General features: G+C 55.4%; 10 protein-coding genes and 3 pseudogenes. 11 read left to right on the forward strand and 2 right to left on the reverse strand.

Annotated features, from left to right (window positions below; translation table 11 throughout):
* The first annotated feature begins 259 nt into the window (after positions 1 to 259).
* From JZM24_RS20030 to rcsB, 3 genes and pseudogenes are all read left to right on the forward strand, one after another.
* A complete protein-coding gene (locus tag JZM24_RS20030; protein WP_512699068.1) occupies positions 260 to 541 on the forward strand; it encodes a hypothetical protein in 282 nt (93 codons plus the stop codon).
* On the forward strand, positions 538 to 1,836 hold the full coding sequence (locus tag JZM24_RS19975) for an Hpt domain-containing protein (protein ID WP_246579874.1): 1,299 nt from the start codon (positions 538 to 540) through the stop codon (positions 1,834 to 1,836). Before JZM24_RS20030 ends, JZM24_RS19975 begins: the two co-directional genes overlap by 4 nt.
* A gap of 8 nt (positions 1,837 to 1,844) precedes the next feature.
* Positions 1,845 to 2,494, forward strand: a pseudogene (gene rcsB, locus JZM24_RS04150) (response regulator transcription factor RcsB).
* Positions 2,495 to 2,804: 310 nt separating this feature from the next.
* Here the strand turns inward: rcsB and rcsC are convergent.
* Together rcsC and gyrA are read right to left on the reverse strand one after the other, a co-directional pair.
* Positions 2,805 to 5,678: pseudogene (gene rcsC / locus JZM24_RS04155) on the reverse strand (two-component system sensor histidine kinase RcsC).
* 98 nt (positions 5,679 to 5,776) lie between these two features.
* Positions 5,777 to 8,419, reverse strand: coding sequence for a DNA topoisomerase (ATP-hydrolyzing) subunit A (gene gyrA, locus JZM24_RS04160; RefSeq protein ID WP_215668658.1), 2,643 nt, complete (start codon positions 8,417 to 8,419; stop codon positions 5,777 to 5,779).
* A gap of 241 nt (positions 8,420 to 8,660) precedes the next feature.
* On the opposite strand from gyrA, the gene ubiG reads away from it, so the two are divergent.
* From ubiG to JZM24_RS04195, 8 genes and pseudogenes are all read left to right on the forward strand, one after another.
* Positions 8,661 to 9,410, forward strand: coding sequence for a bifunctional 2-polyprenyl-6-hydroxyphenol methylase/3-demethylubiquinol 3-O-methyltransferase UbiG (ubiG, locus tag JZM24_RS04165; RefSeq protein ID WP_215668666.1), 750 nt, complete (start codon positions 8,661 to 8,663; stop codon positions 9,408 to 9,410).
* Positions 9,411 to 9,947: 537 nt separating this feature from the next.
* On the forward strand, positions 9,948 to 12,230 hold the full coding sequence (gene nrdA, locus JZM24_RS04170; RefSeq protein WP_215668671.1) for a class 1a ribonucleoside-diphosphate reductase subunit alpha: 2,283 nt from the start codon (positions 9,948 to 9,950) through the stop codon (positions 12,228 to 12,230).
* A gap of 49 nt (positions 12,231 to 12,279) precedes the next feature.
* Positions 12,280 to 13,410 (forward strand): class Ia ribonucleoside-diphosphate reductase subunit beta, encoded by a 1,131-nt coding sequence (gene nrdB / locus JZM24_RS04175; RefSeq protein ID WP_215668672.1) that lies wholly within the window; start codon positions 12,280 to 12,282, stop codon positions 13,408 to 13,410.
* Position 13,411: 1 nt separating this feature from the next.
* Positions 13,412 to 13,693, forward strand: coding sequence for a class I ribonucleotide reductase maintenance protein YfaE (yfaE, locus tag JZM24_RS04180; RefSeq protein ID WP_215668674.1), 282 nt, complete (start codon positions 13,412 to 13,414; stop codon positions 13,691 to 13,693).
* A gap of 398 nt (positions 13,694 to 14,091) precedes the next feature.
* Positions 14,092 to 14,652: a hypothetical protein gene (locus JZM24_RS04185; RefSeq protein ID WP_215668675.1), complete on the forward strand. Its 561-nt coding sequence runs from the start codon at positions 14,092 to 14,094 to the stop codon at positions 14,650 to 14,652.
* A gap of 20 nt (positions 14,653 to 14,672) precedes the next feature.
* Positions 14,673 to 15,422 carry a leucine-rich repeat domain-containing protein gene (locus tag JZM24_RS04190; protein ID WP_215668676.1) on the forward strand — a complete coding sequence of 250 codons (750 nt, stop codon included), beginning with the start codon at positions 14,673 to 14,675 and terminating at the stop codon, positions 15,420 to 15,422.
* Between the two features lie 256 nt (positions 15,423 to 15,678).
* Positions 15,679 to 15,810 (forward strand): annotated as a pseudogene (locus tag JZM24_RS18370) (IS3 family transposase); the annotation flags it as partial.
* Positions 15,787 to 17,247: an MFS transporter gene (locus JZM24_RS04195; RefSeq protein WP_312884995.1), complete on the forward strand. Its 1,461-nt coding sequence runs from the start codon at positions 15,787 to 15,789 to the stop codon at positions 17,245 to 17,247. The pseudogene JZM24_RS18370 and the gene JZM24_RS04195, both read left to right, overlap by 24 nt.
* Positions 17,248 to 17,268 lie beyond the last annotated feature (21 nt).

Below are 17,268 nucleotides of genomic sequence, written 5' to 3' on the forward strand. Positions count from 1 at the left end.
CAATGCACCGCTGTCGATGACCTACCGGGTATCGCTTATCAGCCTGGCGCTGGACCTGCTGCATAATAATCTGTGGCTGGTGCTCATCGATCTATTACTGATTGCCTTCTCCCTGCTCGGCATATATCTGGTACGCAAAAACTCGCCGCGCCCCAATATTGATATGGTGCAACAGCTTAAATCCCACCAAACGCTGGGTCAGGAAGTGATCGCCAATCTGCCGCTGGGCCTGCTGATTTATAATTTCAGCGACAATACCATGGTGTCGAGTAATAAAATCGCCGATCACCTGCTGCCGCATCTGAGCTTGCAAAAAATCGCCAATTTGGCCGAGGGACATCAAGGCGTCATCCAGGCGACGGTAAACAATGAAGTGTATGAAATCCGGATGTTCAAAAGTCAGCTCTCGCCGCAGACCTGGCTATTCCAATTGCTGGACCAGGACAAAGAGGTGTTGGTCAATAAAAAACTGCAGCAGGCCCAGCGGGAATTGGATAAGAATCACGAAGCGCAATACTCAACAATATCAAACAGGAGTTGAACGCGCCGCTGGCGGCAATCGGGCAATTGGTGGATCGCATCACCGCCGAGAGCGAGGACCAGCAGGCGACGTTATTAGCGCAGTTGCGCCAGGAATCTTCGCGGCTGATGGGGCTGACGGACAACTTGCAGCTGCTTACCCGCCTGGAACTGCAAGAGTGGCAACCGGCCAGCGCGCCTTTCAACCTGCATCAGTTGTGCGATGAGGTGCTGCGGGACCGGTTATCGCTTTTGAGTCAAAAGGGACTGGGGCTGTTTCATCATTACCTGCTGCCATTCGAGCGCTGCTATACCGGCGACGCACAGGCGGTCAGCAAAGTGATTGCGCTGATCCTTGATTACGCCATCACCACCACGCATTTCGGTAAAATTACCTTGCGGGTGAGCAATGATGACGCCGGCGGCGCGGTAATCTTTTCGCTCAGCGATACCGGCATCGGAGAGCAGGAGATGGCCAACCTCAGCCAGCCGTTTGTCAGCGCGGCGCAGCAGGACCGCTACCAGCGCGGTTCGGGACTGACCTGGTTTTTGTGCGACAAGCTCTGCCGCCATATGGGCGGGCGACTGGCGATACAAAGCCGGGTGGATATCGGCACGCGGTATAGCCTTAGCCTACCGCTGGCCCCGCTTGACGGCGAAGACGGCGAGGAAGCCGAGAAACTGTTGCAAGATACATTAGTCTTGCTGGATATTCGCAACGAAGAAATACGCACCCTTGTCAGCGTCATGCTGGAACAATGGGGTGCCGAGTGTGTCTACGTCGATGAGCACCACCTCGGCCAGGAGCATGATTTGCTGATGACTGACGACCCGGCGCGCATGGAGGATTATGCCCTACTGCTGGACGGAGACACCCAGTGTATCATGGCGCTGACCACCCGGCGTATGCAGGTGAATTACAATTTCAGCGCGCCAATGCTTGAGGCGATTTTGCAGCTGATCGAGCAGCGGCTGGCTGAGCCGGAAGACGAGCGGGATCAGGCGACCGGCGAGCCAATAAGCGCCGGTGGTTACCAAAACCGGTTACAGGACAGTGACTATTATACCCTGTTCGTTGAGACAGTACCCGATGACGTAAAGAGGTTGTATACTGAAGCAGAAAGCGGCGACCTGGACGCGCTGGCGCAGACCGCGCATCGTCTGAAAGGGGTGTTTGCGATGCTCGGACTGGAGCCGGGTAAACGTGCCTGCGAATCCCTTGAGTTGTATATTAAACAACAAGATGTATCAAAGATGGGATCGGAGATCCACCAAATTGATGTTTTTGTCACTAAAATGCTGCAGCATGCAATGTAGCCTTAACTATGAATAACCTTAATGTCATCATTGCCGATGACCATCCGATCGTCTTGTTCGGCATTCGGAAATCACTTGAACAAATCGAATGGGTCAACGTGGTTGGCGAATTCGAGGATTCCACCGCCATTATTAATAGTCTTGGCAAACTGGATGCGAATGTCTTGGTGACGGATCTCTCCATGCCCGGTGAAAAGTACGGTGATGGCATCACGCTGATTAAATATATCAAGCGCCATTATCCTCACCTGGCGATCATTGTCCTGACCATGAACAACAACCCGGCGATTTTAAGCGCGGTGCTGGAGTTGGATATCGATGGCATAGTGCTCAAACAGGGTGCGCCCACTGACCTGCCCAAAGCGCTGGCCTCGCTGCAGAAAGGCAAAAAATACACCCCCGAAAGCGTGGCGAAGCTTCTGGAGCGCATCAGCGCCGGCGGTTACGGCGATAAACGCCTGTCGCCCAAGGAAAGCGAAGTGCTACGCTTGTTTGCCGAGGGTTTTCTGGTGACCGAAATCGCCAAAAAACTAAATCGGAGCATCAAGACCATCAGCAGCCAAAAAAATCGGCCATGCTCAAACTGGGCGTGGAGAACGATATCGGGCTGTTGAATTATTTGTCGTCGGTCAGCATGGCGCCGGTCGACAAAGACTAATCCGCCTTTCTTTCGGTCGCGCGGCACGATGTGCCGCCGCGCCGCTTGAAGCTGCATCCTCTCTGTGCAGAGCGTCCGCACGCGTTATCCTCCAAAACAGGCCCTCATGGCTTTCCACCGGTCGTCGCCAGCACAGCGGCGCCACGCTGGCATGATCCGGCCATGCGTGCCATTACAACCGCCGCCCCAGACTGACCGCCGAAGCACGCCAGCGCAACCGCCGCCCGCGACTGACCGACAATGCGCGCCAGTACAATCGCCGCCCGCGACTGACCGCCGAAGCGCGCCAGCGCAATCGCCGCCCAGGACGCTACTGATCATGACCTGCGTCAGCGCCTTTGCGCGCTTGACGCACCTGTTGACTGTAGGCCGAAAGCACCGGCTGCAGGACCTCCAGCGTCACCGGTTTTGACAGGCAATTGTCCATGCCCGCATCCAGACAGCGCTGCTTCTCCTCCGCCAGGGCATTGGCGGTGACGCCGACCACGGGCGTCACCCTGCCCTGCGTTCTCAGCGCGCGGGCAAACTGATAACCATCCATATTGGGCATATTGACGTCGCTGAGAATAATGTCCACCGCCTGCCGGCTTATCACATTTAACGCATCCAGCCCGTCGTTAGCGGTGATGACCTGGTATCCCAATGAGCCTAACTGATCCGCCAACAACCGACGATTAATGGGATGGTCGTCCACTACCAGTATCAGAATATCTTCGTTGGCGACGCTTGCGGGCAACATCACCGGCGGCGCCGGCAATGCCGTCCATATCGCCTGGTCGCCGCGATAGAGATAGTTGAGCAGCAGCGGCAGGTCGGCCGCAAATGCCGGGCTTAAGTGCCAATAGCCGGGGCGGATTTCTTCTGCCGGACCGATATGATCATTTGAGAAGCATATCGTGGCGCGCGCTCTGCCTTACGGCTGCTGGGGATCATCGCAAATAAACATATCGTCGAAGCTGAGGGCCTCGTCGTGGTAGTCCAGCACCGTCAGACCATGGTGGCGCAGCAACAGCTGCAGATAGCGTCCCATGGCGCTATTGCGCACCGCCAGCCAGCAGGTGTGGCCGGCGGCATCCTGTTTTTCCACCGGCCGGGTGAACGCCTGATAAAGCGGCAAACGGATGGTGAAACGGCTGCCGATCCCGCGTTCGGATTCCACGGCGATATCGCCGTCCATCAAATTGACCAATTTCTCACAAATCGCCAGCCCCAGCCCGGTGCCCTGAGTCGGGCGCTGACCGCCGTCGCCCAGCTGTACAAACGGGTCAAACAGCTGCATCACTTCCCGCGTTTGCATGCCTACGCCGGTATCCCGTACGCTAAACAGCAGGTAACCATCCCGGCAATACACCGTCACGACGATACTGCCGCTGCGGGTAAATTTTATGGCGTTATTAAGCAAATTGGACAGCACCTGCTGCAAACGCGCCGGGTCGCCGCGCAGGCTGTCCGGTACATCCGGGTCGATGAAGCAATACAGCCCCAGGCGTTTTTTCACCACCAGCGACAGGTAATTGCCGATGATATAGCTCACCGTTTCGCGCGGGGAGTATTCCTTCGGTTCAATTTTCAGCTATTACGATTCGATTTTCGAGAAATCGAGAATGTCGCTGATGATATTCAATAGCAACGCCGAAGAGTTGCTCATTGCCATGACCAGTCTGTCGACGTCATCCGGCAACACCTTGGTTTTCAATAGGTCCAGATTGCCGATGATGCCGTACAGCGGCGTACGCAATTCGTGGCTGACGGTCGCCAGAAACATCGACTTGGCCTGGCTTGCCTGCTCTGCGGCGGCCGCCATATCCTGTAGCGATTCCTCCATGCGCACCCGGGCGCTGACATCCACCAGCACGCAGATGGCGACGTTCTGATTGCGATAACGGGAATGGACGAAACTGATTTGCAGATTGGTGTTATTACTGGTGATCACATCGACAAAATTGACATGCTGCCCGCAGATGATATGGGTGATGCGCTGGCGATCTTCATAGGTGAGCATGCTTAAATAATTATGTGCCAACTCATTACTAATCAGGTTGGCGCCGTCGCTGATGCGCAGAATGGAAATCCCCACCGGCGCCGAAGCCACGATTTTGCGATTAAACTGCTCGTTCTCTTCCAATTGGAACACGTTCTTTTCCGCCGGCGCTAGCATCCTGCGCTCAAACAGCCAGGTCAGGCACATCAGCGCCGCCGCAGAAAACAGATTCAGCAGCCCCAGTTTGAATAGCAGCATGTTGAGATTGTCTATCACCGCGCTGCGCGGCAGCGAAAACGCCATACTCAGCGCGGTCTGCGACAGCGCTTTTTTCATGACCAGATTAGCAAAGCCGTGGTTATAGCCAAAATAGGCCGACTGCATGGGAAACGTGCTGAGTGCCGCCGCGCTGCGCTCGCCGCTGGTCAGCGTCAGCAACGGCAAATTGTTCTGGTCGAGCAGCGTCAGGCCGAGAGGCATATTACTGGCGCTGGCGAAATCCTCCAGCCGCATCGTTTGCTCGATGCCGATAAGGGCTTCCAGCTTATTACCGCTGTACAGGGGGATGAGGACATAATAGTTGCCGTTGTCGTGCCGGTTGCCGGGGGTAACCCAATATTGAGTGCCTTGCAGTTCGGTGAGGCGCGCGTTACGGAATTTGATAACCTGGCGCACCAGGCTTTTAGGCGCGGCATCGTCGCCGTTTTCCACGCTGCGCATGCTGAAATCCGCCAGGCACAGGCTCTCACCGCCAATATAAAACACCAGATTAAGATCGTAAGCGTCGGAAAAATTATCTTTCCAATAGCTGAGAAAATAGGTCAGCGCGTTGACCGCGGTGTGAAAGCGCGGACTTTCACTGGCGCAATCGCCGTTGGGGATCAGCGCGCTGTAGCGCGGTTGGGTCAGTTTGGCGCCGGTGTTGCCATCCAGCATGTCCAGCCCGCTCAAGCTGCCGGTTAACCGGTTTTCCGCCATGTATTTCAGCTGACGCGTGATGTCCGCCGAGTGACGGATATAATTTTGCGCCTGTTCATAGCTATTATCGTACTCCTGGCGCAGCACGGCTTCACGCTGGTGCAGCAGACTGAAAAAATAAAGAAAGGATAATAATGCGCCGAGCGCCCACAGCATGAGTGCCAGCGTCCTGAACAGGTAGCGGGAAATTTTGACCGTGGTGCGAAACGAAGTGAAATATTTCAAGCCCGTACCGTTCGATAAAAGAAAATCAGCCGAAATTAAAAAGGCCAGCGCAACCGCGCTGGCTCTTTTGGGTTACCGTTACACGCCGGCGGTGGCGATTATTCGCGTTCGCCGTCGACATCATCGTCACCATCGATGTCGTCATCAGCCTCCGCGAGGGCATCATCCGCTAACGCGTCAGGGTTCGCCACCGAATCCAGATCGTCGTCATCGACCGGTTCGGCGACGCGCTGCAGCCCCACCACGTGTTCGTCCTGCGCGGTGCGAATGAGCGTCACGCCCTGGGTGTTGCGGCCCACGATGCTGACCTCGGAGACCCGCGTACGCACCAGCGTACCGGCGTCGGTTATCATCATTATCTGATCGCAGTCATCCACCTGCACCGCGCCGACCACTTCACCATTGCGCTCGCTTACCTTGATGGAGATAACGCCCTGGGTGGCGCGGGACTTGGTCGGATACTCCGCCTGGGCGGTGCGCTTGCCGTAACCGTGCTGCGCCACCGTCAGTATCGGCCCCTCGCCACGCGGCACGATGAGAGACACCACACGGTCACCTTCGGCCAGATTGATACCGCGCACGCCGGTGGCGGTCCGCCCCATGCTGCGCACCTGGCTTTCCGGGAAACGCACCACTTTACCATAAGCGGAGAACAGCATGACCTCGTTGCTGCCGTCGGTCAGATCGACACCAATCAGCTCATCGCCATCGTTAAGATTGACGGCAATAATACCGGCGCTGCGCGGACGGCTGAACTCAATCAGGGAGGTCTTCTTCACGGTGCCGCTGGCGGTCGCCATGAAGACGTGGCGCCCTTCTTCATACTCACGCACCGGCAAGATAGCGGTGATACGTTCGTTGGACTCCAACGGCAGCAAATTGACTATCGGCCGCCCACGGGCGCCGCGGCTGGCTTCCGGCAGTTGATAAACCTTCATCCAGTACATCCGTCCCCGGCTGGAGAACAGCAAGATAGTGTCGTGGGTATTCGCCACCAGCAGCCGGTCGATAAAGTCCTCTTCCTTGATGCTGGCCGCCGACTTGCCTTTGCCGCCGCGGCGCTGCGCCTCATAGTCCGTCAACGGCTGATATTTCACGTAACCCTGATGGGACAGTGTAACGACCACATCTTCCTGATTAATCAGGTCTTCGATATTGATATCCGACGTATTGGCGGTAATCTCGGTGCGGCGGGGGTCGTTATACTGCTCTTTGATGGCCACCAGCTCTTCGCGGATCACCTCCATCAAGCGGTCAGGATTCTGCAGGATACGGATAAGTTCAGCTATCTGGGTCAGCAGCTCCTTATATTCATCCAGCAGTTTTTCATGCTCGAGGCCGGTCAGTTTTTGCAGACGCAAATCCAGAATCGCCTGGGCCTGTTGCTCGGTCAGGTAATATTCCCCGTCGCGAATGCCGTATTCCGGCTCCAGCCACTCCGGCCGCGCGGCGTCGTCGCCGGCGCGCTCCAGCATGGCGGAGACGGTACCCAGCGCCCATGAACGCGCGACCAGGCCAGCTTTCGCTTCCGCCGGCGTCGGCGCCTGGCGAATCAGTTCAATGATCGGGTCGATGTTTGCCAGCGCCACCGCCAACGCTTCCAGAATATGGGCGCGATCGCGGGCTTTGCGTAATTCAAAAATCGTGCGGCGGGTCACCACTTCACGGCGGTGGCGCACGAAGGCGGATAAAATGTCCTTCAGCGGCAGGATCTTCGGCTGCCCCTGATGCAGCGCCACCATGTTGATACCAAACGACACCTGCAGCTGGGTCAGGGAGTAAAGGTTGTTGAGCACAACCTCCCCCACCGCGTCGCGTTTGATTTCAATCACGATGCGCATGCCATCCTTGTCGGATTCATCGCGCAGACCGCTGATGCCTTCGACGCGCTTTTCCTTTACCAGCTCGGCGATTTTCTCAATCAGGCGCGCTTTGTTTACCTGATAGGGAATTTCATGCACGATGATGGTTTCCCGGCCGGACTTGCCGTCCGTTTCCACCTCAGCGCGCGCGCGGATGTAAATTTTACCGCGCCCGGTGCGGTAGGCCTCTTCAATGCCGCGCCGGCCATTGATGATGGCGGCGGTCGGGAAATCGGGACCGGGGATGTATTCCATCAAGCCTTCAACGCTGATGTTCTCATCGTCGATATAGGCCAGACAGCCATCGATAACTTCCGCAAGGTTGTGCGGCGGTATGTTGGTGGCCATTCCCACCGCGATGCCGGAAGAGCCGTTGACCAGCAGGTTGGGGATACTGGTGGGCATGACATCGGGAATTTTCTCGGTGCCGTCATAGTTGGGCACGTAATCGACGGTCTCTTTTTCCAGATCCGCCAGTAATTCGTGAGCGATTTTCGCCATGCGCACTTCGGTATAACGCATCGCCGCGGCGGAGTCGCCGTCAACGGAACCGAAGTTGCCCTGGCCATCCACCAGCATGTAACGCAGCGAGAACGGCTGTGCCATACGCACGATGGTGTCGTAGACGGCGGTATCCCCGTGGGGGTGATATTTACCGATGACGTCGCCGACGACGCGCGCCGATTTTTTATAAGGTTTATTCCAGTCATTACCGAGCACGCTCATCGCGAACAGCACGCGACGGTGCACTGGCTTGAGCCCGTCGCGCACATCCGGCAACGCACGTCCGACGATGACGGACATGGCGTAATCCAGATAAGAACGTTTCAGCTCTTCTTCGATATTGACCGGTGTAATTTCTCTGGCAAGGTCGCTCATGGAGCCGCTATCCCTCTACTAATGAAGCTTCTACCCGGATTTAAAGGTGTCAAAGTATACCATCTTTTTTCTGTGAAAGGGCACCGTCACCGTTGAAAGGCGCAGTGGAATCATCTCATGTCGCGACAAGCCACCCCAACCGCAACGACGCGGCGAAAATGCCCGCTTTTGCAGGCAAACGGGCTGCCGTACGGTCCGGTTGCGCGTATACTTAGCCGATAAATTGATAAGGAGCTGTTACATGACCCCTGAAGTGAGTAATGAAGCGATCCAGCCGGCGGCGCCTCGTCCGGAAAACGTCGATCCGAGTGAAATCGCCAAATTTGACGCCGTCGCCGCCCGCTGGTGGGATCTTGAGGGAGAATTTAAACCGCTGCACCGCATTAATCCGCTGCGCCTGGATTATATTCTCGAACGCGCCGGCGGGCTGTTTGGCAAAGACGTGCTGGATGTGGGCTGCGGCGGCGGCATTTTGGCGGAAAGCATGGCGCGGGAAGGGGCCCAGGTCACCGGGTTAGACATGGGCGCCGAGCCGCTGGCGGTCGCCCGCCTGCATGCGCTTGAGAGCGGCGTGACGCTGGCGTATCACCAGCAGACGGTGGAAGAACACGCCGAATCGCATCCCGGCGCCTATGATGTGGTGACCTGTATGGAAATGTTGGAACATGTGCCGGATCCGGCGTCGATTGTCCGGGCCTGCGCCCGTTTGGTGAAACCCGGCGGCGAGGTGTTTTTCTCAACGCTGAACCGTAACCCGAAGGCCTGGCTGATGGCTATCGTCGGCGCTGAATATGTGCTGCGTATGGTGCCGCGGGGGACCCACGATATCACAAAATTCATTAAGCCCGCCGAACTGCTGGGGTGGGTAGATGAGACCCCGCTGCGCGAGCAGCACATTATCGGTCTGCATTACCAACCGCTGCGGGATCGTTTCTATCTTGGCGGCAACGTCGATGTCAATTATATGCTGCACACGCGGCGCCAGGCGTAAGGCGCCCGCCGCCTGAGACAATTAACGGCATGGAAGGCCGGCGCGATTGCCGTCCCCGCTGCCCTTGCCGCCGGCAGCGCCTGATTCTCCTCTCCTGCCTGCTACGGCCGCGGCTATCCCCTCCTGCCAACGAACCACCGCCTTCTCGCCCTGCTGTTCCCCTGCCAGCCGGTCCAGTCATGTTACCCATCCTTTCCCCTACTAGCGCGTCCGCCGATTCCGTCTCCTTTTGGCGGCCATCACAGTTAGCATTCAATTAAGCAACGATCACATTATTTTAGAAATTTTTATCCGCCACAATTGACAAGCGCGAAGCGCAGGCACAATAGCGGCTTACCCGCTTGATGACCGTTTCTCCCCAACGTTATCCACAAAAGTAGGCAAGTTACTCACTTGCATTGCGCAGGCTTTGTCACTATCTTGTTACCAAACTAACAAAAAGACCCCATATATAGTGATTTTACCCTTGGTAAGGCACTATTTTGCCTGCGCGCCAGCGAGGGCGTTTGCGGGTCTCTCAGACAGGTATACTGCCGCATGAACCAGAGTCTGCTCGTCACAAAGCGCGATGGACGTAAAGAAACCATTAACCTCGATAAAATCCACCGGGTCATCGACTGGGCGGCCGAGGGGTTGGAAAACGTTTCCGTTTCCCAAGTGGAATTACGTTCCCATATTCAGTTCTACGACGGCATCAAAACCGCCGATATTCATGAAACCATTATCAAAGCCGCGGCGGATTTGATTTCACGCGAGGCGCCAGACTACCAGTATCTCGCCGCCCGGCTGGCGGTGTTTCATTTGCGCAAAAAAGCTTATGGCCAGTTTGAGCCGCCAAAACTCTACGATCATGTTTCGCGGCTGGTCGCCATGGGCAAATACGACAAACATTTGCTGACCGACTACAGCGCCGAAGAATTCGAGCAGACGGACGGGTTTATCGATCATTGGCGCGATATGAATTTTTCCTACGCCGCCGTCAAACAGCTGGAAGGCAAGTATCTGGCGCAAAATCGGGTAACCGGCGAAATCTATGAGAGCGCCCAGTTTCTGTATATGCTGGTCGCAGCCTGCCTGTTCTCTGGCTATCCACGCGCGACCCGTCTGGATTACATCAAGCGGTTCTATGACGCCGTTTCGATGTTCAAGATATCGCTGCCGACGCCGATTATGTCCGGCGTACGCACCCCGACCCGTCAATTCAGCTCCTGCGTGCTCATTGAGTGCGGCGACAGCCTCGACTCAATTAACGCCACCTCCAGCGCGATTGTGAAATACGTCTCACAGCGCGCCGGGATAGGCATCAATGCCGGCCGACTCCGCGCGCTGGGCAGCCCGATTCGCGGCGGCGAAGCTTTCCATACAGGCTGTATTCCGTTCTATAAGCATTTCCAGACCGCAGTCAAATCTTGCTCCCAGGGCGGCGTGCGCGGCGGCGCGGCCACGCTGTTTTATCCCATGTGGCATCTGGAAGTCGAAAGTCTGCTGGTGCTGAAAAACAACCGCGGCGTGGAAGCCAACCGGGTGCGTCATATGGATTACGGCGTGCAGCTTAACAAACTGATGTATCAGCGTCTGGTCAAGGGCGAGGACATTACGCTGTTCAGCCCCTCCGACGTGCCGGGGTTATATGATGCCTTCTTCGCCGATCAGGATGAATTCGAGCGGCTGTATACCCTGTATGAGCAGGATAGCAGTATCCGCCAGCGCCGCATCAAGGCGGTGGAGCTGTTCTCGCTGATGATGCAGGAGCGCGCTTCCACCGGCCGCATCTATGTGCAAAACGTCGATCATTGCAACACCCACAGCCCGTTCGATGCCGCGGTGGCGCCGATTCGCCAGTCCAACCTATGTCTGGAAATCGCCCTGCCCACCAAACCGTTGGACGATGTCAACGACGACAGCGGTGAAATCGCCCTGTGTACCTTGTCGGCTTTCAACCTTGGGGCTATCGACAGCCTTGACGATCTGGGCGAGCTGGCGACGCTTGCGGTGCGCGCGCTCGATGCCTTGCTCGACTACCAGGACTATCCGATCCCGGCCGCCAAACGCGGCGCCATGGGCCGACGCACGCTCGGCGTCGGCGTGATCAACTTCGCGTACTATCTGGCCAAACATGGCGTACGCTACTCCGATGGCAGCGCCAACAATCTGACCCACCGCACATTTGAAGCCATTCAGTACTATCTGTTGAAGGCATCCAACGATCTAGCACGTGAGCGAGGCGCCTGCCCGTGGTTTAATGAGACCACCTATGCCCAGGGTATTTTGCCCATCGATACCTATAAAAAGGATCTCGACGCCATCGTTAGCGAACCCCTGCATTACGACTGGGAAGCGCTGCGCGCGGATATTAAGCAGCACGGCTTGCGTAACTCCACCCTGTCGGCGCTGATGCCCTCGGAAACGTCTTCGCAGATTTCCAACGCCACCAATGGCATTGAACCGCCGCGCGGTCTGGTCAGTATCAAAGCATCCAAAGACGGTATTTTGCGCCAGGTGGTGCCGGAATCTATCCCGTTACAGAAAGCCTATGAGCTGCTGTGGGAAATGCCGGGCAATGATGGCTATCTGCATTTGGTGGGGGTGATGCAGAAGTTCGTCGATCAGGGCATTTCCGCCAACACCAATTACGATCCGTCCCGTTTCCCGGCCGGTAAAGTACCGATGAAGCAGCTGTTAAAAGATTTGCTGACCGCGTACAAATTCGGGGTGAAAACCCTGTATTACCAGAACACCCGCGACGGCGCGGAAGACGCGCAGGAAGATATGCAGGCGACGCAGCATGACGATTGCGAAAGCGGCGCCTGCAAGATTTGAACATGGGCGCGGGCGGTAGCGATGCCGCCCGCGTTTAACGGGAGTACCCATGGCCTATACCACATTTTCACAAGTTAAAAACGACCAGCTGCTGGAGCCGATGTTTTTCGGCCAGTCAGTTAATGTCGCACGTTTTGATCAGCAGAAATACGACATATTTGAAAAGCTGATTGAGAAACAATTGTCGTTTTTCTGGCGTCCGGAAGAGGTCGATGTGTCGCGCGACCGCATCGATTATCAGGCGCTGCCGGAGCACGAAAAACATATCTTTATCAGTAACCTCAAGTACCAGACGCTGCTGGATTCCATCCAGGGCCGCAGCCCCAATATCGCGCTTTTGCCGCTGATTTCGATACCGGAGCTGGAAACCTGGGTGGAAACCTGGGCGTTTTCCGAAACCATACACTCGCGTTCCTATACCCATATCATCCGCAATATCGTCAACGATCCGTCGCTGGTGTTCGACGACATCGTCACCAATGAGGAGATCCTGAAACGCGCCAAAGATATCTCCGGCTATTACGACGGACTTATCGAGCTGACCAGCTATTACCATCTGCTGGGCGAAGGCACTCATCAGGTCAACGGTAAAACGGTGGTAGTGAACCTGCACGAGCTGAAGAAAAAACTGTATCTTTGCCTGATGAGCGTCAATGCGCTGGAGGCGATCCGCTTTTACGTCAGCTTTGCCTGCTCCTTCGCCTTTGCCGAACGCGAGCTGATGGAGGGTAACGCCAAAATTATCCGCCTTATCGCCCGCGACGAAGCTCTGCATCTGACCGGTACCCAGCATATGCTGAACCTGTTGCGCTCCGGCGAGGACGATCCTGAAATGGCCGAGATCGCCCGGGAATGTCAGCAGGAAAGCTATGATCTGTTCTTTCTGGCGGCGCAGCAGGAGAAGGAGTGGGCCAGCTATCTGTTCCGCGACGGCTCGATGATCGGCCTGAACAAAGATATCCTGTGCCAATATGTGGAGTACATCACCAATATCCGCATGCAGGCGGTCGGCATGGATCTGCCCTTCGCCAACCGTTCCAATCCTATTCCGTGGATTAACTCCTGGCTGGTGTCGGATAACGTGCAAGTGGCTCCGCAGGAGGTGGAGGTCAGTTCCTATCTGGTAGGCCAGATTGACGCCGAAGTTAACAGCGACGACCTTAGCGACTTCCAGCTGTAACATGGCGCAGCCCCTCATTCACCTGCGGCCGTGCGGTGCCGCGCTGTCCAGCAGCGAAGCGCACCGCTCGCTGCTGGACGCGCTGGAGGCGCACCAGGTAGCGGTAGAATTCCAGTGCCGCTCCGGATACTGCGGCGCCTGCCGCCTGCGACTGCTGGCGGGTGAGGTGAAATACCACCGGGAGCCGCTGGCCTTTGTTGGCCGTGGGGAAATCCTGCCCTGCTGCTGCCAGCCGGTCGACGATATCGAGCTGGAATTGTCATCCCCGCCCCCTAAATTGTGAGCCTCGACACTCAGAGTAGACCGCAGCCCGTGTCGTCCGGTAAGGGAGTGACCGGCCTGCCGGGCATTCGCATACCAGCTGGATGGCGGCAACGGCGGCACGCCACGACAGGCATGCCCCGTCACCCCTGACGTCGGCAGCGGCGGCCTGAAGCGATAGATTGTGTGCTGCAGGGCGCTCACCTCGAAAATGGATTACGACATCCGTGCCTGCAAATACCCTGACCCAGGGGCTTCTTAAAAACATTAACGCCAGTGTCAGAAAATTATTCATCCACCAGGGGGCTTTTACTACTGGGACGAATACATATAATACCTGATTAACATAGCGACGAAATTAAATAAAGATGGCGTCAAGGAATAATGTCATGAGACTTTAATTTTTCACAGGAGTGGACAATGTCTTTCGTCATCGGCAATAAAATTTTTTCAAACACATTTAGCGCAGATCGCATACGGGAGTATGCGGCAAACAAACACGAATCACCACTGGTCATGACGCTGTGGGAGCGAGTTAAGGATTTTTTCTTTGGGGGAGAAACTCAAGAATGCACCCGGTTATTAAATGATATATTCCATCCTCCTATCGCTAGCACATTACTGGAAATCACCCAAAAGTTCGATGCATTAAAAAATAGGGCCAAAGGGAATTATAAAAGCCATTTTATCAATAGTGAAGCTAACCGTTTTACCATAACCGATAGTCAGAATAATACTATCATATCAATAACCATTTATCATGAGTTTTATACTCTGGAGGTGGGCGACGATAAGACTTCTCACCATAACCTATTTTTAGCGCCTTTTCCTCCAACGGCTGCAAGCTTCAAAGAGCCGATGACCCAGTGTAGCGCCAGCGAGGTTTATGAAAAGCGTTTACAGATATGGTGTGACGAACAGAAGATTGTCAAAATGAAAAAAGAGCACAAGCGCGTGATGATATTATCTCTGCACGGGTAAACAAAAACGATACGCTCACTTTGGAAGACTGTCATCTTACCTCCTTACCCACCTTAATCGCACCACTTGGTACGCTTATCTCAAGGGGTAATCCACTAGGCCGGTTTGATGCGCCTCTTCCAACGACGCTACAAGAATTTGACGCGGAGGGCATCGAATACCTCCCAAAAACATTTTATGCGGAATTCAGAACGCTTAAGGTAGTTTCTTCAACGTCGTTGAAAGAAGACGACCTTGACCACCTGGTGGCTCGGGCCAAAAATCTAGACTCTCTGACCGTTATCGTCTGCGACAGGAAACGTTTGCCTTATGATTTACCTACCACCATCAAGTTCCTCCATTTTGCCGACAACAGCCATCTCACAGATGACGCCATGGATGATCTTGCAGATAAATTACCTAAATTGGAAAAACTGGTTATCGAAGGGAATGCACTTAAACGACTACCAAGAAATTTGCCGCCTTCCCTCAAAGAATTAATAGTGAAAAATAACCAGATTGAAGAACTCCCTGATAATATCATTGAACGATTTCCCAAACTGACTCTTTTAGACATGGAAAATAACAAGCTTGAAAAGCCCCCTATGGCGGGCGCCCCTTTATCCGGATTACCTAGAGTCAAAATAAAAGGCAACCCGATACCCAATAACACGCCGCGGGATGCCAACCGCATCGCTGAGTTGGAAAAAGAATTAGCACACATGAAAAACCTATTTACAAAATTGCTTACTGACAAAAGGGAAGATGAAAAAAGTTTCACACACAATTAAGAAATTTTCAAGAAAAGTCTAAAGTAACGCATGACGAAATCGACAATAGGTATGATAGAACTATAGCAGAATACAAGGCACTCTGTGACAAAGATAAAGAGCACTACAAGGTACAGTGCGAACAAGATGTAAAGCAATACAAGATAATGTGTGATATCGAGAAAGAGCAATACATGAAACAATACGGCACCCAGATGGACAAGAATGCGTGATTTATCCCCCTGAAACACCAGACAGTAGCTGTATCTCCAGATAAGAGGACGTTGTTCCTGCCTCTGATCTTGCAGCTGCATTGAAGCAGGTCCGGGAGCTCCAGCGCCTTCTGGGTAAGAAGACGATGGAGATTGAGATCCTAAAAGAAGCCGTGGAGTACGGCCAGTCACGAAAATGGATAGCGCACGCGCCCTTGAGCGCCAGCGATGTTTCCGACCTGGTCAATCATCACACCGATAATCGTTCCCATGCCTCGATTATTATTGCCATTGCGATGGGCGGGGTGTTTCTCGATGCCTACGATCTTGGCGCGCTGGCATTTGGCATCAAGGATGTCGCGCGGGAGTTCAACCTGACCCCGGCCGGGACCGGCATGGTGGCGTCGGCCATCACCTTCGGCGCCATTGTCGGCGCGTTTTTCGGCGGTTACCTGACCGATAAAATCGGCCGCTATCGCGTCTTTATGGCGGACATGCTGTTTTTCGTGCTGGCGGCGCTGGCCTGCGCCTTCGCACCCAATGAATGGGTGCTCACCGCCGCGCGCTTTGTGATGGGCCTGGGCGTGGGCATCGATTTGCCGGTGACCATGGCATTTTTGGCGGAATTTTCCCGCCTGCGCGGACGGGGTAACAAAGCCGCCAGCATTGCTATGTGGTGCCCCACCTGGTATGCCGCGATTAGCATTTCCTATCTGCTGGTGTTGTTGCTGTACGGCATATTGCCGGAATGGCATACCGCGTGGCTATGGCGGCTGATCCTCGGCTTCGGCGCCGTGCCGGCGCTGGTGATTATTGCCATCCGCAGCCGCTATATGAGTGAATCGCCCGTCTGGGCCGCCAACCAGGGCGATTTGGCCGGCGCGGCAAAAATCTTGCGCCATTCCTACGGTATCAATGCCGAGGTCGCGCCGGATGCGCCGGCGGCGCAAATCAATCAACGCGCCAAAGCCGGTTTACGCAATTATGCCGCGCTGCTGCGCGGGGTTTACCTGCGGCGGACGGTGCTGGCGACCATCATCGCCGTTGCCTCCTCGTTTGCCTATAATGCGGTCGCTTTTGGTCTGCCGGTTATCCTTAGCAGCTTTCTGGAACAGTCCATGCTGGGCACTATTTTGTTCTCGCTAGGGCTGAACCTCTTGTGCGCGTTTGTCGGCGGGCTGCTGGCGGTGCGTTTTGTGCCCCGCTTTGGCGCCTGGCCCGTGACCGTGCTGGGTTATGCCCTGCAATTAGTGTCGCTCATCGGGCTGGCGCTTATCGGCCGCCCCCACGATGGTATGCAGGCCGGTCTGGCTATCGCCATGCTGGCGTTATTCCTGTTCGGACAAGGGGTCGGCCCCGTCTCGCACAGCATGACCTTCGCCTCTCTAAGCTACCCCACCTCGCTGCGCGGCGTAGGCGTGGGCTTTAATCAGACGCTGATGCGCGCCAGTTCGACGCTGTCGCTGTTTCTGTTCCCGGTATTAACGGCGCTGCTCGGCACCGGCGTGTTCTGGGTGATTGCCCTGGCGCCGCTGCTGGTCCTGCTGGCGCTGTTAACGCTGCGTTGGGAGCCATCAGGTTATGATGTGGATGCAGAAGATTTTGCGCCGTCATCGGCTACGGCGGTAGGCTAAGCCACCGCGGCAGGCGAAGCC

This window comes from Candidatus Sodalis endolongispinus, from assembly GCF_018777395.1.
Lineage (GTDB): Bacteria > Pseudomonadota > Gammaproteobacteria > Enterobacterales > Enterobacteriaceae > Sodalis_B > Sodalis_B endolongispinus.